Source organism: Tindallia californiensis (assembly GCF_900107405.1).
Classification (GTDB): Bacteria; Bacillota; Clostridia; order Peptostreptococcales; family Tindalliaceae; genus Tindallia; species Tindallia californiensis.
In genome coordinates, this window is record NZ_FNPV01000002.1 from 62,973 (window position 1) to 83,811 (window position 20,839).

General features: G+C 38.2%; 20 protein-coding genes. 1 reads left to right on the top strand and 19 read right to left on the bottom strand.

Going from position 1 to position 20,839, the window contains the following annotated elements; genetic code table 11:
* Positions 1-22: 22 nt before the first annotated feature.
* From BLV55_RS02460 to BLV55_RS02535, 16 genes are all read right to left on the bottom strand, one after another.
* Positions 23-754 (bottom strand): DUF881 domain-containing protein, encoded by a 732-nt coding sequence (locus tag BLV55_RS02460; protein ID WP_093310721.1) that lies wholly within the window; start codon positions 752-754, stop codon positions 23-25.
* Positions 751-1,533: a cell division protein FtsQ/DivIB gene (locus tag BLV55_RS02465; RefSeq protein ID WP_093310723.1), complete on the bottom strand. Its 783-nt coding sequence runs from the start codon at positions 1,531-1,533 to the stop codon at positions 751-753. The genes BLV55_RS02460 and BLV55_RS02465 overlap by 4 nt, the downstream gene beginning before the upstream one ends.
* A 66-nt stretch (positions 1,534-1,599) precedes the next feature.
* Positions 1,600-2,670 (bottom strand): undecaprenyldiphospho-muramoylpentapeptide beta-N-acetylglucosaminyltransferase, encoded by a 1,071-nt coding sequence (gene murG, locus BLV55_RS02470; RefSeq protein ID WP_093310726.1) that lies wholly within the window; start codon positions 2,668-2,670, stop codon positions 1,600-1,602.
* A 1-nt stretch (position 2,671) separates the two neighbouring features.
* On the bottom strand, positions 2,672-3,790 hold the full coding sequence (ftsW, locus tag BLV55_RS02475) for a putative lipid II flippase FtsW (RefSeq protein ID WP_093310728.1): 1,119 nt from the start codon (positions 3,788-3,790) through the stop codon (positions 2,672-2,674).
* 20 nt (positions 3,791-3,810) lie between these two features.
* A complete protein-coding gene (murD, locus tag BLV55_RS02480) occupies positions 3,811-5,211 on the bottom strand; it encodes a UDP-N-acetylmuramoyl-L-alanine--D-glutamate ligase (RefSeq protein WP_242870006.1) in 1,401 nt (466 codons plus the stop codon).
* A 13-nt stretch (positions 5,212-5,224) separates the two neighbouring features.
* The gene (mraY, locus tag BLV55_RS02485) at positions 5,225-6,187 is read right to left on the bottom strand and encodes a phospho-N-acetylmuramoyl-pentapeptide-transferase (protein WP_093310731.1); all 963 of its coding nucleotides are present in this window, start codon (positions 6,185-6,187) and stop codon (positions 5,225-5,227) included.
* Positions 6,188-7,585 carry a UDP-N-acetylmuramoyl-tripeptide--D-alanyl-D-alanine ligase gene (locus tag BLV55_RS02490; RefSeq protein ID WP_093310733.1) on the bottom strand — a complete coding sequence of 466 codons (1,398 nt, stop codon included), beginning with the start codon at positions 7,583-7,585 and terminating at the stop codon, positions 6,188-6,190. It abuts the gene before it with no gap.
* Positions 7,582-9,048 (bottom strand): UDP-N-acetylmuramoyl-L-alanyl-D-glutamate--2,6-diaminopimelate ligase, encoded by a 1,467-nt coding sequence (locus BLV55_RS02495; RefSeq protein WP_093310736.1) that lies wholly within the window; start codon positions 9,046-9,048, stop codon positions 7,582-7,584. Before BLV55_RS02495 ends, BLV55_RS02490 begins: the two co-directional genes overlap by 4 nt.
* 92 nt (positions 9,049-9,140) lie before the next feature.
* Entirely contained in the window at positions 9,141-11,297 is a 2,157-nt protein-coding gene (locus tag BLV55_RS02500; protein ID WP_093310738.1) for a PASTA domain-containing penicillin-binding protein, read from the bottom strand.
* Between the two features lie 32 nt (positions 11,298-11,329).
* The gene (locus BLV55_RS02505; RefSeq protein ID WP_093310740.1) at positions 11,330-11,830 is read right to left on the bottom strand and encodes an FtsB/FtsL family cell division protein; all 501 of its coding nucleotides are present in this window, start codon (positions 11,828-11,830) and stop codon (positions 11,330-11,332) included.
* A 20-nt stretch (positions 11,831-11,850) separates the two neighbouring features.
* A complete protein-coding gene (gene rsmH / locus BLV55_RS02510; protein WP_093310743.1) occupies positions 11,851-12,792 on the bottom strand; it encodes a 16S rRNA (cytosine(1402)-N(4))-methyltransferase RsmH in 942 nt (313 codons plus the stop codon).
* A 36-nt stretch (positions 12,793-12,828) separates the two neighbouring features.
* Entirely contained in the window at positions 12,829-13,260 is a 432-nt protein-coding gene (gene mraZ, locus BLV55_RS02515) for a division/cell wall cluster transcriptional repressor MraZ (RefSeq protein WP_093310745.1), read from the bottom strand.
* Positions 13,261-13,507: 247 nt separating this feature from the next.
* The gene (lgt, locus tag BLV55_RS02520) at positions 13,508-14,245 is read right to left on the bottom strand and encodes a prolipoprotein diacylglyceryl transferase (protein ID WP_093310748.1); all 738 of its coding nucleotides are present in this window, start codon (positions 14,243-14,245) and stop codon (positions 13,508-13,510) included.
* A 157-nt stretch (positions 14,246-14,402) separates the two neighbouring features.
* Positions 14,403-14,972, bottom strand: coding sequence for a phosphate propanoyltransferase (gene pduL / locus BLV55_RS02525; RefSeq protein WP_093311459.1), 570 nt, complete (start codon positions 14,970-14,972; stop codon positions 14,403-14,405).
* A 113-nt stretch (positions 14,973-15,085) separates the two neighbouring features.
* Positions 15,086-15,613: a hypoxanthine phosphoribosyltransferase gene (gene hpt / locus BLV55_RS02530; protein ID WP_093310751.1), complete on the bottom strand. Its 528-nt coding sequence runs from the start codon at positions 15,611-15,613 to the stop codon at positions 15,086-15,088.
* Positions 15,614-15,639: 26 nt separating this feature from the next.
* Positions 15,640-16,185, bottom strand: a complete 546-nt coding sequence (locus BLV55_RS02535) for a cob(I)yrinic acid a,c-diamide adenosyltransferase (protein ID WP_093310754.1) — start codon at positions 16,183-16,185, stop codon at positions 15,640-15,642.
* Between the two features lie 86 nt (positions 16,186-16,271).
* Between BLV55_RS02535 and BLV55_RS02540 the strand changes: the two genes are divergently transcribed.
* Entirely contained in the window at positions 16,272-16,907 is a 636-nt protein-coding gene (locus BLV55_RS02540; RefSeq protein ID WP_093310757.1) for an NUDIX hydrolase, read from the top strand.
* Between the two features lie 56 nt (positions 16,908-16,963).
* Here the strand turns inward: BLV55_RS02540 and BLV55_RS02545 are convergent, their stop codons facing one another.
* The 3 genes from BLV55_RS02545 to typA all read right to left on the bottom strand — a co-directional run bounded on the left by BLV55_RS02545 (position 16,964) and on the right by typA (position 20,715).
* Entirely contained in the window at positions 16,964-18,343 is a 1,380-nt protein-coding gene (locus BLV55_RS02545) for a pentapeptide repeat-containing protein (RefSeq protein ID WP_093310760.1), read from the bottom strand.
* On the bottom strand, positions 18,340-18,690 hold the full coding sequence (locus BLV55_RS02550; RefSeq protein ID WP_093310762.1) for a DUF134 domain-containing protein: 351 nt from the start codon (positions 18,688-18,690) through the stop codon (positions 18,340-18,342). The genes BLV55_RS02545 and BLV55_RS02550 overlap by 4 nt, the downstream gene beginning before the upstream one ends.
* Positions 18,691-18,897: 207 nt before the next feature.
* Positions 18,898-20,715 (bottom strand): translational GTPase TypA, encoded by a 1,818-nt coding sequence (gene typA, locus BLV55_RS02555; protein ID WP_093310765.1) that lies wholly within the window; start codon positions 20,713-20,715, stop codon positions 18,898-18,900.
* Between the last annotated feature and the right edge of the window lie 124 nt (positions 20,716-20,839).

Sequence of the window (20,839 nt, forward strand, 5' to 3'; positions counted from 1 at the left end):
CATCATCGCTCCTACCAGGTTGTTATTCTACCATTTCCAAAGGCCTTGCATATTCAAACTCATAGACTCTATTATATCTTGGCATCGTCATGTCCTGTTTTTTTTCTACACTCACCTGTAAATTATCATAATTCCTCATGTCCCACACAATACCATATCTCATGTTTAAAGCCGCTTCAAGCGTCTCTGGATTGCCTATGGCTTTAATCGTATATGGCGCCGATGTCGCCACATCATTTATATATAGTGCATTGTTGGAGTAATATACTTCTGTTGTTGCGACATATCGCTGTTCATTAATCGATATTGCTTCGGCTCCTGCCGCATTCAATGTATTGATTAAAGCAAGTATAATTTCATAGTTGTACATAATAAAACTTTCAGATTCTGTCTGATTAAAGGCTGATGGAGGATCACTTACTTCAATCATCACACCAGGACCTTTTCCTTCTATATAGCCTGCTAAAAGTTGATATCGCAAAAGATCATTTTTAAGGTTTTTAATCATCAGGTTTTCATCAGCCTCAGAAATTTCATAATCTCTCAAGCGATTTTCAAGATCAGTAAGTTCTTCTGTTAACTGCTCTTTTTCTGTCCTAAGATTTCTTAGCTCTGCCGCCATCTTTTGTGCTTGTTGTGTTGAAAGAAAACCACCTCCAGCAACTTCTCGTACAGACTTAATCTGCATAGAAACAATCAAGCCCAATAATGCACAAATAATACCAATGGCTATTTTTCCTTTTAATTCTTTCATTCCTCTTCCTCCTGACGTACTCTTGGGCGCACCGTAATATGATCTTGATACCGCATGTCTAAAATCACATCATTCATACCACGAGTATGAAGCGTTATAAGCGCTTCCTTTAACGCCAGCACTGAGTAAGCCGGCTGATCAATTTTTCCCATGAGAACTTCTATTCCATTGAAGGTTATTAACCTCACTTCTTGAGCTTCTGTTATATGAATTTCAGAAATATGATCCATCATTTCAGCTTCTTGCGCTGCAACTAGAACCTCATAAGCAGCATCAAGTATTTCCTGATTTTTTACTGAAACGGGTTTTCCAACATGAAAACTTTCAAATTCCACACCTGTAACAATGCTAAGATTTTCATCAATAACACCGTCAGATACTCTTAGTACAACCTGTTCTCTATCTAGGTATATAAAAGAACCCATATATGGTATTATAGCATATTCTCGCCTTTCTCTGACAACAATATTTATGCGGCTAATCCCTTTTCTTTTAACACGAGCTTCTTTTACATAAGGATGCTCTTCTATTTGATCTTCTACTTGTTTCGTTCTTATCTTAAAAAAGCTATCGCCAATATGAATTTGAGAGAAACTTACGATTACCTCTTGATCAATAGAATCTAATCCTTGTACCTCAATGCTTTTCACCGTAAACAAAGGTGATTCAAATACTATATAGTAAATACCTCCACCGATGATAAGTATTGTAAATAGAAGTAAACATAAAGAGATTAAGCAAGACCGACTATTTTTCTTTCGGTATTTTTGTTGAGTCATTAAGAAATCCCACCCCACACGTTATCGTAACATTATCTACAACAGATGTACTTAATGACAATGCGACTATATGCCTAGTTTTTCCACAATTTGTTCAACCGGAAGTTTAAGCGGCACCTCCCGAGCAATGTTACTTGTTGTCTGCAAGCCGTTTACAATAGATTCATGCAAGGTTTCAGGGCTTAGATCTTTTTCTTTAATGACTGTAGCTTGCCCTGATTTTTCAAGCAAAAATGCATTTTTTTCCTGATGATTTCCTGCCGTATATGCTTTAGGTATTAATACAGCATAACGATTCGCTGCTTGAATCTCTGCAATTGTAATAGCCCCTGCACTTCCAATAACAAGATCGCATGCGATAAGTGCTTCAGGCATTGTATCGATATATGGTGCTATATAATGCATGGAATGGGGGATTTTTTCTTCTTCCAATTTTTTTATAACTTTTTCATAATGAGCTTTTCCTGTTGCCCAGTAAAAAGAATAACCAAGGTTATTCTTTTTTTTGAGCAATGATATGATTGCATTGTTTATTAATAAAGACCCGCCACTCCCTCCGGAAACTAAGACCATTTTTCGGTTCTCAAATTCCGGGAAGTAACCCCTTGCTTTTTCCCGGCTTAAAGTGTAATACGCTGCCCTAATAGGATTCCCGGTTAATGTAAGATTATCTTTCCTTTTGAAATATTGAGCTGCTTCTTGAAAACTCAGAGCAACTACCGAAACATGTTTATTCAGAAACCTATTCGTTAATCCGGGATAGGCATTTTGCTCGTGGATTAACGTAAAAATCCCTTTTTTAGCGGCCACATAAACTACTGGAGCAGAGACATATCCACCCGTTCCAATAACATAATCAGGCTCAAATTCTTCAATTATTTTTTTCACAGCAACCAACCCTCGCATCAACATTGCTGCGCTTTTAAGATTATGGACAGAAATTTTGCGTTTCAAGTAAGATATAGGTATTACTTTCATCTTATATCCTGCAGCTGGAACCAACCGGCACTCTAACCGATCTTTAGCGCCAACAAACAATATATCCGCTTCTGCATCTCTTTTTTTTATCTCCTCAGCAATTGCAATAGCTGGATATATATGTCCTCCAGTGCCACCGCCACTAATAATATATCTCATATTATCCTCCCTGTATTTCTGAATATCTTGATATGTTAAGCAAAATCCCGGTACAAGCAAGCATCATCAAGAGCGAACTTCCTCCATAACTAATAAAAGGGAGGGGAATACCTGTCACTGGAAGCAAGGATGTAGCAACTCCTACGTTAACAATTACCTGGATTGCAATCATCGATGTAATACCCGTTGCCGTAAGACAAGAAAACATATCCGGAGCATTAATAGCAATGCATGTTCCTCTCCAAATATAAACACCAAACAATAATACCACTATGGATGCACCGATAAACCCAACTTCTTCACCTATAATCGCAAAGATAAAATCATTTTGTGGCTCAGGCAAATACAGATGTTTTTGTATGCTACGCCCTATCCCTCTGCCTGCTAGCCCACCTGAACCAATGGCAAGAAGCGATTGAACCGTTTGCAAACCTGCATCTAAAGGGTCTGACCAAGGGTCTATATAAGCTACTAATCGCCTCGCTTTATACCCTTGTCCACTCATAAAGATATATATAAGAGCTGAAGCCGCCAGCGCCGTTCCAGAAAATAGAATGCCTGTATAATAAACCATATTTACACCACTTACAAAGAGCATCATCATCATCATACTTAGAATAATAAGTCCTGTACTAAAATCAGGCTGCTGATACACTAAGACAAATACAATCCCACCCATGATTAAATGTGGCGCAAATCCTTCTCTAAAATTTTTTAACTTATACTTATTTTTTTCCATAATAGCGGCCATATAAATAATAATAGCAACTTTAGCAATTTCCGAAGGCATTATATTGATCCCTGCAATTTCTAACCATCTTTGTGCATGATTCACTTCTTTCCCTAATGGTGTCAACACAGCGACTAATGTCATTAAAGCAACAACCATGATTGCATTGGAAAACCTTGCCCAAAGTCGGTAAGGACAATAACTGCAAAACACAAGCGCCCCTGCACCTAAAACAGACCATAGTAATACCCGCTTGAGATAATGAGCACCATCATGATTATGAATGAGAGCATAAGAATAACTTGAGCTAAATACCATAATAATACCTATCACAACCAGTAGTATAACGGATATTAGCAGCGGAATATCTATTCCTTTATTTGGCCTCATTACTTCACCGCCTTATCTCATCATTTTCTTTTGATTTGGCTGACAAGTTGCTTAAAGTGATTTCCTCGTTCTTCGTAGTCACTATACATATCCCAACTGGCACATGCCGGCGAAAGTAATACTGTGTCACCAGGACTCGCTACCTGATAGGCATATCTTACCGCTTCTTCCAAATCCCTTTTTTTAGTTACCGAATAAAAATTTTTTTCACGGCAATCTTCTACCAATTTATCAGCTGTCTCTCCATATACAACAAGCTGCTTAACTCTGTCGTCAAATCTATCAATCAATCCCCCAAAGTTACTTTTTTTGTCCATGCCACCAGCTAAAAGAATAATTGGTCTTTTCACTGACAAAACAGCCTTTTCAGTTGCATCTGGATTGGTGGCTTTTGAATCATTAATGTAAGTCACCTCATTTACGCAATCCACCATCTCTATGCGATGTTCAACACCCTTAAACTCTTCCAAAGAGTCTCTAATCGCTTTTAATGGAACTCCTGCAGACCAGGCTAACCCAATAGCTGCCATAGCATTTTCAAGGTTATGATCCCCTGGTAATAGAATCCTGTCTCGATCGATCACAATAGTGTCTTGATGCTTTTCTTTAATCAAAACTTTACCTTCTTTTAGAAAAACCCCTTCTTCTAATTCTCTTAAACGACTAAATAAAATAACTTTTGATTTCACTTCTTGTTTCGTCAACATTTTCAAGCAAGTCTCATCATCAGCATTAATAACAGCATAATCCTTTGCCGTTTGATTAGAAAAAACATCAAATTTTAATTGAGCGTATTTTTCAAAAGATTTATGCCTATTTAAGTGGTCCGGTGTTATATTAAGTACTGCTGCTGATTTTGGCCGGAATGCTTCAATCGTTTCCAGCTGAAAACTACTTACCTCCATCACGCAATGTGCCTCTTGACCAAGCTGTTCAATTTTTGAAATAGCTGCCGTTCCAATATTGCCCACTATCTCCGTTTTCATCTTCGCTCGTTTTAACATATCACCTACCAAAGCGGTAGTAGTTGTTTTTCCATTCGTTCCTGTAATAGCTAAAATGGGAGCTTGCATATGCTTATAGGCCAGCTCTATTTCACCCAGTACAGGAATTTTTTTTAGTTTAGCTTCAGAAATAATAGGAATATCTAAAGGAACTCCCGGTGATGGAATAAGCATGTCCGGTTCTCCTGCTTCTTTCAATGTTTCTGGATGTTTTCCCAAGATATACCGACAGCGGATATCTTGCAATTTTTCCAGAATAGGCGAAAGCGCTGCTTCATCTTTACAGTCATTAATAATAATATCAACCTTTTGACGGGCTAAGAATTCTACTAAAGAAACACCTGTTATCCCAAGCCCTATCACCAACACTTTTTTTCCGTCCAGATCTTTATTTAATATAGGATTCATTCTAATCATAACCTTTCTCTTGTCATTGTATGCCTAGAATACCAGCCAGGCACAGGATAATAGTCACACCCCAAAAAACGGTTACTACTCTAGTCTCCGACCATCCGCACAATTCAAAGTGGTGATGAAGTGGACTCATTCTGAAAACTCGTTTCCCTGTTGTCTTATATCCAGCAACCTGTATCATAACAGACAAGGTTTCAATAAAGAAAACCCCACCTACAATTGGCAAAAGAAGGGTCATGTTTGTAATGACAGCTAAAGCGGCGATCGCACCTCCAAGGGCAAGAGATCCAGTATCACCCATAAAGATCTTGGCAGGATATATATTGTAAACCAGAAACCCAATACAGGATCCCGAAACAGCACCAGCAAACCAAGCTAGATCCTGATACCCCATATGCCATGCTACAAGACTAAAGAATCCAGTAACAATAACAGTTATTCCCGAAGCTAACCCATCAAGTCCATCGGTTAAATTCACACTGTTTACTGTTCCTATGATAACAAAGAAAAGAAATGGAATCCATAGTATCCCCAAATCTATATACACTCTTGCATATGGAACAAATAGTTTTTCTGGCAAGATACACAAGTGATTCGCAAGGCCAATAAAAATCGTTGTAACAAAAATCTGAAGACCCATTTTTTGATAAGCTCTTAGTCCTAAAGGTCGCTTTAATACTACCTTTAAATAATCATCAATGAGTCCGATGATCGCAAAACCCAGAAAAGAAAAGAATGCCGCTTTCAATTCATAGGTTATTTCTGTTAAAATTATGACGGCAAGAATGCTAGATGGGATCATGATGAGCCCGCCCATTGTAGGTGTCCCTGCTTTAATCAGATGTGTCTGAGGGCCATCTTCCCGTATACTTTGCCCAGCCTTGACTCTTCTTAAGGCAGGTATCATCAAAGGGCCTATCATTGTTGAAAAAACAAATCCTAGCAGGATTGAAAGAATCAATGATCTTTGCAATATCAATTATTTTTCTCCTTCCTGTAATAAACGAATCATTTTTTCTAGCGCCATTTTTCTAGATGCTTTTAACAATACCACATCACCTTTTCGAATCATTTTATTAAGAATATTGGCTGCTTCCTTATAATCTTTCGTGTTATTAATCATTCGAGAATCCATTCCCTGGGCTATCGCTTCCGATGCTATCCATGAAGCAAAATCTCCGACGGTGATCAAATGGTCTATCTGTTTTTTCACCATTTCATTTCCAATTTCTTTATGGGCTGATTCTGAATGTTCTCCCAGCTCATACATATCCCCCAAAACAGCTATTCTTCGTTCAGCAGGATATTGGCTAATAAATTGTATTGCCGCTTTCATCGAGTCCGGATTGGCGTTATACGCATCATTCACCACATCCGCATGATGAAGCCGACATATTTCCATCCTCATTGCTGCTGGTTTCAAATTATTTAAACCATTTTGTATTTCTTTATTTTTCAAACCAAAGAGCAAGGCTATTTTTATTGCAAAAAGAGCATTCGTAATATTATGCATCCCAGGCTGTCTAACATAAAAAAAGAAATCACCGGTTTCATTGGTTCTAAATTTGAAACCATCCTGACCTAGGTCCTCTATATCGCAAGCATGGAATGTTGTTTTATCTTTTAGTCCCACACTTGTAATTTCATAGTCTTTTGCATGGTCATTGTATAAAACATCATAATAATCATCTTCTTTGTTGAGTAAAAGTGTTCCTTTCGAACAAAGTCCTTCTGTAATTTCTTTCTTAGCATAAGCAATATTTAACCTACTTCCCAAATTCTCCACATGAGCCATGCCTATATTGGTAACAACTGCATAATCCGGTTTTGTAATTTTGCTAAGAAGGCCAATTTCACCGGCACCAGACATACCCATTTCCAACACAGCAACCTGATGGTTATGGTCAAGACCCAGAATGCTTAAGGGCAACCCTATATGATTGTTGTAATTCCCAGGATTTTTCAACACTTGATATTTGGATGATAAAACAGCCGCTGTCATATCTTTCGTTGTTGTTTTACCATTGCTGCCAGTAATCGCAATAAAGGGTATCGAAAACTCTTCTCTATAATGGCTCGCCAAACACTCCAAAGCCTTTTGACAGTTTTCCACAGCAATTCCTATCATATTGGAAGGAATATCTTCTTTTGCATAAAGGGCGGGTTCATACAAACACGCTGTCGCCCCCTGCTTTGCAGCATCTTTTATAAAAGAGTGTCCATCCCATTGATTTCCTTTCAATGGAATAAAAAGACTTCCTTTTCGACTTTGTCTCGAATCAATAGTAACATGATTAATAAGTTTATCTTTCTCTAAGCTTCCACTGATATTACCTTCCGTATAACGGGCAATTTTGCTTATCACCATTGGCTTCATAAAACATTTTCCTCTCTAGCTGCTTCCAGCGCCACTTCATAATCATCAAAAGAAACAGTTTTACTGCCTACCGTTTGCGTTTTTTCATGACCCTTTCCCGCAATTAATATAACATCCCCTTTTTTTGCAATGGAAATCGCCCGCTTAATCGCCTCTCTTCGGTTTTCTATCTTTTCATAACTTCCATGCACTTTATTAATACCAACCTCTATTGATTGCAAAATTTCATCCGGATTTTCAGACCTTGGATTGTCTGATGTAATAATCGTATAGTCACTATATTTCCCAGAGACTTCTCCCATTTTAGGTCTCTTGCTCTTATCACGGTCTCCACCACAACCAAAAACGGTAATGACTCTTTTTTCAGAAAACCCTTTTATGGATTCCAATACATTCATTAACGCATCTGCCGTATGTGCATAGTCAATAATGATTCCAAACTCAGCAATTTCTTTAATTCTTTGAAAACGTCCGGGAACTCCTCCCATATTTTCTAATGCATCAACGATTTCCTTTGGCGACACCTCCATAATTCTAGCCGTTCCAATAGCTGCCAATGCATTGTAAACACTGAATTTACCAGCTATTGGTAAAGAAATAAAATTATTCATACCCATTCCTTGAACCTCAAAACATACGCCTCTATAGTCCATTACTATATTTGAAGCTTTAAGATCAGCCTTTCTTTCAATACCATAAGTAAAGAAAGGAACTTCAGAATGAGTAAGTTCCTCTGTCAATCTCCAACCAAAGGAATCATCGATATTAATTAGATTGGCTTTCTCCGTCATATGAAAAAGTTTTTTCTTGGACTGATAATAGTGTTCAGGAGTTGGGTGGAAATCCATATGATCTTCTGTAAGGTTCGTAAAGATACCTATTTGAAATTTGGTGGCATATACTCGTTGCAGACATAGGGAATGAGAAGAAACTTCCATGATGCATTTATTAACATGCTCTTGCACCATTTTTTTAAGCAATAATTGAAAGTCCGGAGATTCAGGTGTGGTTCTTACAGATTCAAGTTCCTGTTCACCTATCCAGTTACTTATAGTACCAATAACACCCGTTTTGCACCGCGCTTGCTCAAAGATATTTTTCAGCATATACGTAACAGTTGTTTTTCCATTAGTTCCTGTAACCCCTATCATATCAAGTTCAGAGGAAGGATTTCCATAAAAAGCAGCCGCAATGACGGCCATTGCTTTACGAGAATCGTTCACACGGATCATCGTAACACCTTGAACCTTCGGCACCGCTTTCTCTACCACTAGTGCAATTGCTCCTTTTCGAATAGCTTCATTAGCAAACTGGTGTCCATCCGTTTCCATTCCTGAAATACAAATAAATAAGGAACCGGGCACCACTTTTCTGGAATCATAAGCAATATGTGTTATTTCTTCTTCATGGCTTTGTTGCAATATTTCAAACTCTATATTAAAAAGCATATCTTGCAATCTCATATTTGCCTCCTCATAACCTATAGCTTTTTTATCAGATAAAACAACCTTCATCATTATAATTTTTTTTTAGCTAAATTACCAGTTTAAAAGAATTATTCTGGTGCAAAACGAACATTTATCAGCGATCCCGGTTCTAAAAAAGTGCCGGGTGAGGGGCTTTGCTCTATCGCTAACCCACTGCCAGTAATTTTTAGCTGCAAGTCTCTATTTCCAATTATCGTATTGACCTCGCGAATGGTTTTCCCTCTCAAGTCAGGAACCAGAACAAGGCCGCTTTCATTCGCTTCATGACCTGTATATACAATAATATTAGAATTGTTCGGTACCTTTGTGCCAGGCTTAGGAAATAAGTCGATCACAACCGCATCATCACCAAGTGTTGATGCGGTTTCCAGATTCATTTCCAAACCGTGTTCCTGTAATAAGTTCCTGGCCTCGCGAACGGTAAGGTCGCGAATTTCTGGAACAATAATATCTTTACGATGATCTTCATCCCTATGAGAGACTGGTTTGTAATCCAAGTACCTCAATGTTTCTCTGAAAATTTCTCCAGCAACAGGCGATGCCACTTCTCCACCAAAATAATCTCCAGCACTTGGCTCATCAATCAACACCAGCAAAGCTATCTCAGGCTCCTCTACAGGAAAAAAACCAAAGAAAGAAGATACATATTTTCCTGGGGCATATCCGCCATCCACAATTTTTTGTGCCGTCCCTGTTTTTCCACCAAACTGATACCCAGGTACATGAGCAAGCGAATCTTCTGAAATAGCATAATCTAAAATGTACCTCATCTCATCAGACGTTTTCTCTGAGATTACCTGTCTAATAATGGTTGGTTCAAAAAACTCCTCTAGCTCGCCCTGTTCCGATCGGGTACCTCGAACCAGCTTTGGTTCTAAAAGGTATCCTCCATTAATGGTTGCCACCCCCGAAGTCAGCATTCTTATAGGTGTAACCGATATCCCTTGACCAAAGCTGGTTGTAGCAAGTTCAACAGGGCCTACGTTAGTTTCCCGATGCATCAATGAATTGATTTCTCCAGGATAATCTATTCCGGTCAGTTCATTAAAACCAAAAGAATACAAATACTGATACATTTTCTCTTTGCCTAGCGCCTGTACCAGTTTCACAAAAACAGGGTTATCAGAATTCTTCACAGCTTCTTTTAGAGACTGATCGCCAAATGGATTGTACCACCGCCAAGATCTAATAGTTGTTCCGCTTACCTCTATCCGCCCCTCTGAATAAAAATTGGTATATGGAGTTGCTATGTTTTCTTCTAAACTTGCTGCCGTTGTAATAACCTTAAAGACAGACCCCGGTTCATACACTTCTTGAAAAACCGGATTTCGCCACATTTCAAACCAAGAATTCATTCTTTCTTCAGAGCTCAACTCTTTTAACGCATCTCTTTTTTCTGGATCCAGCGATTCTCTGGGCGTGTTAGGATCATAATCAGGTTTCGCAGCCAAGGAAAGAATTTCACCCGTATTTACATCCATCATAATCGCTATTACTCTCTTCGCCTTATTTTCCTCCAAAGCCTTAACAACCGCTCTTTCTGTATAGTGTTGAATTACTTCATCGATAGTCAGGATAATATCTTTCCCATTAGATGGTGGATAATGTGTTTCCATATAAAAAGGTAGTTGTCTTCTCGCTCCGTCCAAGTGAAGAATGGAGCGCCCAGAACTACCTGAAAGTTCTTTTTCATAGCGTTGCTCAATACCCGCAATTCCCATTCCGTCATCTGTTGTATGACCTAAAATATAAGCCGCAAAGTTTCCATAAGGGTAATTGCGTTCATTATCATCAACAAACCAAATGCCTCGAATTTTATGTTCTGCGATTTCTTTTCTGACATCATCATTAACCCTTCTTGCAACACTGACCAAGGTGCTGTTTTCCCTCGTTATTGTTGATAAAATTTCTTCTTCATCTAATTCGAGAGCCTCGGCCAATACTCGCGCTGTTTCTTCCGGATCATTTATAATCATTGGATTTGCCCAGATTCTACTTTTAACAGTTGTCAAAGCCAGCTCTTTTCCATTTCTATCATAGATGGTTCCTCTTTTGGATGGCACAACAAAATCACTGGTATGTTGTTGATTTGCCATTGACTGGTAATGCTCACCTTCAACAATTTGAAGCCAACCAAGTCTAACAATCAAAACAAACAGTGCCAGTGACACAAGGATATGTACTATGAAAATTCTTTTTCGACATCCATTAATTGAAGCATTCAAGCTAACGCACCTCCCGTAGAAAGTATACCATTTTAGATGCGTAAAATGCCCGCAAATTTATGAATTATTTTTTCTATCGGCTGAGGCAAGGTTCCATTGTGTTCTTCTTCAGTACAATGCGTTTCTATTCTTTGAGACACTTGATTCACTCTATCCGGATCCACACTGATATAAATAAGTTGATCTTTATCAGGGTATTTCATTGATAGCCTTGTCTTCGCTTCCGCTTCAACCCATTCTAACCTGGAAGCTCTTTCTATCTCAACCATTAATTGTTCCCTTTGATTTTGAAGTTGTTCCGTCTTTTTCTCCAAAGTTGTCACCGCATGTCTGGTGCTAGTAATGTCAGCATATCGGCCCACCAGAAATAAGTTTAGTGCTAAGACAGCACCTAAGCAAGCCATTAGAACAACCAACTCTAGCGCATATTTTTTCTTTTCTGCCTTCTTTTTTTTGTTCTGCTTACCTTTTTTTTCCTTCGTAGCCGGTATTTCATACGGGTATTCATAAGGTAACTGCTGGGCTGCATGCATGTTTTACACCCCTTTCAAAATCATATTTTTTCAGCTACTCTCAGTTTTGCACTTCTCGCACGTGGGTTATGTGCTAATTCGCCCTCTCCAGATACAATTGGTTTTCTTGTTATTATTTTAATTTGTTGTTTTTGCTGGCATTTGCATTCCGGGAATTCCACAGGACAAACACAATCCTTTTGAAATTCTTTGTAAGCACTTTTAACCATTCGATCTTCTAAGGAATGAAAGGAAATGACACACAACCTGCCTCCTGGCTTTAAATGATCTATCGCTGTCATTAATAGTGACTTTATCTGCTGTAGTTCTTGATTAACTTCCATTCTTATCGCTTGAAAAGTTCTTTTTGCCGGATGTGGCCCCTCTCTTCTAGCTTTTGCAGGAATTGCATTTTTAATGATCTCCACAAGTTCAAAACTTGTTTCAACAGGAGCCCTTTGTCTACTTTCAACGATAAAGGAAGCAACACGTTTTGCCCACTTTTCTTCTCCATACTCTTTTATAATTTGATGTAGCTTCTCTTCCGAGTATTGGTTAACGACATCGCTTGCATTAAAGGATTGTCTTTGATCCATCCTCATATCAAGCGATGCGTTCTGCATATACGAAAAACCTCTGGATCCTTCATCTAACTGAAAAGATGATACTCCTAAATCCAGAAGTATGCCATCTACCAAGGGTTCCGACAACTCATTAAGAATATGTTTTATGTTGGCAAATTCATCATGGATAATCTCATACCGACAAGAAAGATTTAAACCCTTCATTTTTTTAGACGCTTCTTGTATGGCCACTTCATCCCGGTCAATGCCTATTATAAGACCTTCTTCTCCCAACTGCTGTGCAATGGCACTTGTGTGACCTGCACCACCTAAGGTTCCATCTACATAAATTCCAGAAGGTTTTATGTTTAAGTATTGCAAAGATTCTGATAGTAATACAGATTCGTGATTTAAGCTCACCCTGCATGCCCCCTCGTCATTCATCGCTTCAACCGATCAAATTCCTAACTCTTGCATCTTGCTGGCAATTTCATCATAACTCAGATTTTCATCGCTATTATATTCCTGCCAGATAGGTTGACTCCAAATTTCTACCCGAGTCCCTACCCCTATTACCATTACTTCTTTTTCTAGTTTTGCATGATCTCTAAGATTAGCAGGTAAGCGGATTCTCCCTTGGTTATCCAATTCACATTCTGTAGCTCCCGAGAAAAAAAACCGCACAAAAGCCCTCGCATTTTGATTCGTTAATGGCAACTGCTTCAATTTGCTTTCCAATGTTTTCCATTCATTCATTGGATAAACAAATAGAGACTGATCCAATCCTTTCGTAGCAATGAAAGATTCTCCTAACTCTTCACGAAAACGAGCAGGCATGCTGAGTCTACCTTTTGTATCAATCGTGTGTGCATATTCTCCGATAAACATTGGCAACCCACTTCCCTTGCTACTGTGGATTTTCTTTCCACTTTATACCACTTTATACCACTTTCATGAAATATTCAACCGTTTTCGGATTTATTTCCAAATAAATAATCAAATCTTTCCAGCAAAATGAAGGCTTTGAGGCTTATTGCCTACGAACTCATGTTCTTCTAAAACGTTCGTTCGTTTTTTGTTCAAAAAAACTCCTGCCTTAACAGCAGAAGTTTCTTTTTATTTCACTATCTTGTTATTATTTCTTAAAAGTATTTTTTCTCCGCATTACTTTAATAGCGACTGTTCCACCTAAAATCATGAGCATCGAAATGAGTTGCGCTGTTCTGAGAGGGCCAATCATTAGACTATCTGTTCTTAACCCCTCAATAAAAAACCTACCTATAGAATAGAGTATTAAGTAGAGAAAGAAAACTTCTCCATCACTCTTTTTTTTCGGCGAATATCGTATTAAATAGACCATGACCATTACATTCCAAAGAGATTCATATAAAAAGGTAGGATGAACCAGCTCTCCGTTTACCGTGATTGCCCATGGCAAATTCGTTGGTCCACCATGAGCTTCTTGATTAAAATAGTTTCCCCACCTGCCTATAGCTTGTCCTAAGATAAATCCAGGCGCCGCAATATCCGCCATTTTCCAAAAGGGAATTTCTTTTTTTATGCAAACAAAATAACCAACCACAAATCCCACAATAATACCACCATGAATCGCCAGTCCGCCTTCTCTAAACTGTAAGATCCTCGTTAAATCTCCGCCATAATAATCCCAATTAAATAACACATAGTATATTCTTGCTCCCAAAACACCAAAAGGGATTGCCCAAATCGCGATGTCAAAGATGACATCCTCATGAAAACCTTGATCTTGTGCACGCTTTTGAGTTAACCAGACTCCCGCTAACATTCCCATCGCAACGGCAATGCCATACCATGCTACTTCAATTCCAAAAATTGTAAACGCAATAGGATCCACCTTTCCACCTCCATTTTCTCCATTTTTCGATACTGCTACGGCCAAGAATTCTGTTTATGATCTGATCATCTTAGCATATATTACCCAAAAAACACAAGAAAAGTCGCAACAATTGTAATGATATTGATGCGACTTTTACACCAGCCGTTGAAATGGCTTATTCAGCAATAATCTCTACTAATTGATTATTAATTACACCTGCACCATTTCCTTCTTCCATGTCGACATGCATTTCTAACGCATAGTTTTCGTTCACTCTTACTAGCACATTTTCAAAAACAACGCTTCGTTCTCCACCCGTTCTGACCTTGACGGTATCTTTGTCTTTCAGGTTTAGCTTTTCTGCGTCTCCCGGTGTCATATGGATATGTCGAGCCGCTGCTATCACACCTTCGTCCAACACTGCTTCACCTTTAGGCCCGATAATTTTAACTCCCGGTGATTCAGTAAGATCTCCAGAGTCTCTGACAGGTGGCTTCACACCAAGAACAAAGCTATCCGCAAATGATATTTCTATTTGCGTCTTGCTACGGGTCGGCCCAAGCACGCGCACTCCTTTAATACTCCCTTTAGGTCCTACTAAATCCACTTTTTCCTCTGCAGCGTACTGTCCCGGCTGCTTTAGATCTTTTAATTTAGTCAATTCGTATCCTTCACCAAATAAAACCTCTAAGTCTTCTTTGCTTACATGTAAATGCCTATTTGATAATGCAATGGGCACTTGCATCGCCATATAAAAAACCTCCCTAAATCATTTTTGATAAACTATTCACACATCACCATAGCAATCATTATACATCATTATAATAATCATTGATAGAAAAATCAAGGTTGAGACAGTTATTCTTCAACAGTCGCAATATACGGAAGATTTCTATATTTTTCAGCATAATCAATTCCATATCCCACAATAAAACGATCCGGTATTTCAAACCCTACATAATCAATATGAAGGTCGCATTTTCTTCTGGAGGGCTTGTCTAGCAAGGTGCATATTCTTAAAGAATCTACTTTTCTTCTTTTTAGAATATCTGTTAAGTATTGTAGGGTCAAACCCGTATCCACAATATCTTCAATAATCAACACATGCCTTCCTTTTATATCAGCATCAAGATCTTTCAGTATTCTTACAACACCCGAACTTTCTGTTGAAGCTCCATAACTGGAAACAGCCATAAAATCAATTTCTAGAGGGAGGTCAATTTTTCTGATTAAATCTCCCATAAAAATATTGGCACCTTTCAAAACACCAACTACCAACAAATCATCCTCCTGCCGATAATCTGCTTTGATTTGCTGTGCAAGCTCTATTACTTTTTTTTCTATTACTTCCTCGCTCAATAAAACACCGTCAATTTTTTTATCCATATGTTTTTTCTCCTTTCCGCGTCAGCCTACGAAGTGGTTTGATTTTTTTCAAATACTACATAATTCAAGTCTGTCTCTAAAAAGCGAGCCATGGCATATAATACATCCGATAGCCGGTTAATATATTTCATCAGAAGTTCACTGACATCTTCTTCTCGACTAAGCCTCAAAACTCTTCTTTCAGCTCTTCTGCAAATCGTTCTTGCAACATGCAAGCTTGCCGAGGCTTTACTGCTTCCAGGAACAATAAACGCATCCATTTTATCAATTTTTTCCAGGTATTGATCAATGATTTTTTCAAGATCATCAATATGCTTTTGCTCAATCTTTTCAGGAAATAATTCTCTGTCTGTTGTGGCCAGTTCACCTGCTACATCAAATAACTCTCTTTGAATGCGAAGCAATATCATTGAAATTTCATTATCCTCAATAAAATGTCTCGCAAATCCTATATAGCTGTTTAACTCATCAATGGTTCCATAACTTTCAACTCTAACTTCATCTTTTTTTACTCTTTTGCCATCATAAAGACTTGTTTCACCTTTATCACCGGTTTTCGTATATATTTTCATGAATAATCCTCCTGTCTTTTTAATATCCGTTTCATTTTTCTTTTTATCATGTTATGATGATTGGTAACAGAAGATGAGGTGTTATAATGAACTATCAGCAAATATCAAATGCTTTAGCCAAAAGCCGTGCTAGAGGTTATGATCATAGTGCCATGTTCGCCGTCATGTTGCCTCTTATCCACATCGATAATAAATTGCATATCCTTTTCGAGGTTCGCTCCTTTGATTTAGAAAGCCAACCTGGTGAGATATGTTTCCCTGGCGGAAAAATGGAGGATGGCGAACACCCTTCCAATACAGCTCTGCGAGAGACAATGGAAGAACTTAATATTTCTCAAAATCAAATTAAAATCATCGGCGAACTTCCTCCTTATACAACGCCTTTTCAATTTTCAATTTTTCCATATTGCGGTGTATTGCAGCATGTTTCTTTTGAAGATATTAATTATTCCACCGATGAAGTTCATTCCATTTTCACCGTCCCACTCTCCTATTTTGCTACTCAAAAACCCGAAGAGTATACCTTAACCTTTGAGATGAAAATGGATGATCAGTTTCCCTATCATGCCATTCCTAACGGAAAAAAATATGGATGGCGAACAGGAACTTATAAAGTTCTTTTTTATTATTATCAGCACCATGTCATTTGGGGCATGACAGCTAAAATGTTGCACTATTTTTTAGAGAGTACAAAACAGCATATCGATCTTTCTAAGATTTAGCCTTCCTTCAGAAGGCTAAATCTTAAGCGTCCACAAGCTTCCCCAGAACTGTCTTTTTACTTGAAGTGACTAAAGTCAGAGTAACTAACATCATACCCTTCAAAATCCACCCTCTTCATATCAATATCGGGAGGGTATATGATTCCTCTCATTGATTTTTTTATTCCAAGCATTTTTTTCCACCCTGTTTGCTTTATAAGCTGACGCCATTCCAGTCCTTTAACACCTGAAAAATCACTGCCACCAATTTCTCTTCCAGCAAAATCAGCTCCCGACATATCCATTCCATTCGGATAAATAATGCCTCTCAAATCTTTTCCCGCTACTTTGATGTGATCCCATTCCAGCTTTTCCACTCGACTGAAATCAGAAAAACGCAAGTCAATTCCGGTGAAGTCTGCATTTTCGATGTCAAAATCTTCAGGAAACACGATTCCCGCTAAATACCTGGCATCTTTTATGTGTTTCCATCTTAAGCCTTTCACTTGACTAAAATCATTTCCACTAAAGTTTTTTCCTTCAGACTCTATCGATGCAGGATCAAAAGTAGAAGGAAAGATAATGCCACTGGCATCTTCCGCCCACATAATATCTTCCCAAGATAGTTCTTGCACCAAACTGAAATCACTTCTGCTAATATCTTTCCCAGTAAAATCAGCGGATTTCACATCAAAGCTTTCCGGATATTTGATACCACTATGTTCCGCCGCATCCTTCATCTGTATCCAATCTAAAGAACTAACATTCCTGAAATCACAGTCTGTCAAATCCCTCGGCTTTCCCATCCTATCTTCATTGAAATCAGCATTTTCTATATCGAAGGTTTCCGGAAATATGATTCGAAATAAAAACTCAGTCTTAGCCATTTGGTTCCATTTTAATTTCCTTACATGACTCAAATCACTTCCACTAATGTTTTTATCATTAAAATCAGCCTTCTCTATATCAAATGTCTCAGGATAAACAAGATCCGTCAATCCCCAAACCGCTTCTAAATGTTTCCATCTTAAGTGCTCTACTTTAGAAAAATCACTACCAGCAATAAAACGTCCATCCCAATCTAAGTTTTCAATCTGAAACTTTTTGGGATAACGAATACCCCAGATCTCAGTGGCCGTTCTCATCATTTCCCATGATAAATAACCCACTCTACTAAAATCACTTTTCGAAATATCTCGTTTAGTAAAATCGGCATTTTCGATATCGAACGGAGGCGGGTAGAGGATACCTCCTATATTTTCAGCTGTTTCAATATGTTTCCATTTTAGAGAATGTACTCTACTGAAATCACTTCCATGAAGATAACTTTCATAAGTGCTTCTCCCCAGATGCCTCCCAGCAAAATCCACTTCATCCATATCAAGACATGCAGGAAAAATAATTCCGTAGGTTTTGGACGCTTTCATTAAATGGTTCCAGTTAATATTCGATTTCATACTTTCTCTTCCTTATGATTTTTTGGAAAACAATGACCTTTCCCTGTAAAATCATCACACAGTTTATAGTTACCACCTTCAATATGAATAGTAGCTCCTTGAACAAGACTATAGGCTATTTTTTTTCTTGCATCATTATAAATACGCTGAAAAGTTGAACGAGCGACTCCCATCACTTCAGCACTTGTTTCTTGACCAAGATTTTCATAATCCATCAAACGAATACTTTCAAACTCCTCTATGCTCATGTCAACTCGATTCATTGCCTCTGAACATTGTTCCACCGGTCCAAAGGCTTTTATCGATGGAACAAAACAAACGATGCGCTCTTTTTTAGGCCTAGCCATTTTTTCTCCTCCTCACTTTTAGCTCTATTTTACAGTATATCCAATTATTTTTGTTTAAGTCAAATAAAAGCAATTTTTCTATATTTTATTTAAGTATTTTTTGATTTTCAAATAATTTCTATATTAAAATCTTATCTTAATACATTAAAAATCATTTTATTTATACATCTTGAGAATAGAAAAAAACCGGCTTAAAAAAACCGGATTTTATACATTCTTCTGTCTTTGACTTCTTTCTCGTTGAACTTTTTGCAAAATTCTTTTTCTTAGTCGAATCGTTTGAGGAGTAACTTCAACCAGCTCATCGTCTGTAATAAACTCTAACGACTGCTCCAGAGACATCCGAACAGGAGGAACCAGCTTAAGTGCATCATCGGCACCTGAAGATCTTATGTTTGTCATTTGTTTTTTCTTGCATACATTAACCGTTATGTCTTCTAATCTCGAACTTTCACCCACTACCATGCCTTCATAAACATCCATCCCTGGCTCTATAAAGATAACGCCTCTTTCCTGTGCATTGTAAATTCCATAAGCTACCGCCTGACCTGATTCATGTGCTATTAAAGAACCTCTGTTTCTTCCTCTTATTTCACCCTTATAGGCTTCATAGCCATCAAATAGATGGTGAAAAGTCCCATAGCCTTTTGTATCTGTCAAAAATTCTGAGCGATATCCAATAAGGCCTCTGGCCGGTATTCGAAACTCAAGTTTGGTTGTGCCTGTCCCCGAGGGAATCATATTGATCATTTCTGCTTTTCTTTGTCCCAGTTTCTCTATCACACTGCTCATATGTGTTTCAGGAACATCGACATAAAGCATCTCCATCGGCTCCATTAAACCATTTTCCGTTTTTTTCATAATAACTTCAGGTCTGGATACAGCAAATTCATAGCCTTCACGACGCATAGTTTCGATCAGAATCGAAATGTGAAGCTCTCCACGCCCTAATATACGGAAACATTCTGTGGTAACTACCTCCATTTTCATCGCCACATTGGACAGCATTTCTCTTTCCAGTCGGTCTTTAAGGTGTCTGCTGGTAACAAACTTTCCTTCCTTTCCGGCAAAAGGACTGTCATTCACCATGAAATTCATGGAGATGGTCGGCTCATCAATAGCAATAAAAGGCAATGCTTCGACTTTCTCCGGTGAACAAATGGTATCTCCTATACTAATTTCTTCAATACCTGAAACCGATACAATTTCTCCTACAAAAGCTTCGTCTGCCTCTGTGCGTTTAAGACCTTGAAACATAAATAAATTATTAATCTTTACATTTATTTCTTCTTTGTCTGTCGTTACCAGAACAGCCTGTTGTCCCTTTGTCAGCCTACCGCGTACTATTCTCCCTATTCCTATTTTGCCTGTATATTTATCATAATCTATATTTGAAATCAATAGCTGCAAACCATCTTCCGCATCGCCTTCAGGACTTGGAATCTCCTGAACAATCGCTTCAAAAAGAGGCTTCATATCTTTCTTCTCCTCTTCCATTGTTCTCGTTGCGATACCAGCTTTTGCTGATGCATAAACAACAGGAAATTCCAATTGATCTTCGTCAGCTCCCAATTCAATGAAAAGATCTAATACTTCGTCTACTACTTCTTCTACCCTAGCCTCCGGACGATCAATCTTGTTGATCACTACGATAGGCTTCAGTTTCTGTCCTAATGCTTTCTTTAGTACAAATCGAGTCTGAGGCATTGGTCCTTCAGCTGCATCTACAAGCAACAAGACCCCATCCACCATTTTCATTATTCTTTCTACCTCGCCACCAAAGTCAGCATGACCGGGTGTATCAACAATATTGATACGTATATCATCATATTGAATGGCGGTGTTTTTTGATAAAATAGTAATGCCACGTTCGCGCTCGATATCACTGGAGTCCATTACCCGCTCATCAATATTTTCGTGCTTTCTAAAAGTTCCACTTTGTCTCAATAGCTGATCCACCAAAGTTGTTTTCCCGTGATCAACATGGGCTATAATAGCAACATTTCTTAAGTCTTCTCTAACCATAACTCGTTCCTTCTTTCTTTTTTACCAAATTTCGGAGTACCCGATTCATACGACATTTCATTATATCATAAAAAGCCTGCTTTAAAGCAGACTTTTTAGTAGAGTATTCTATAAAAAATAATTA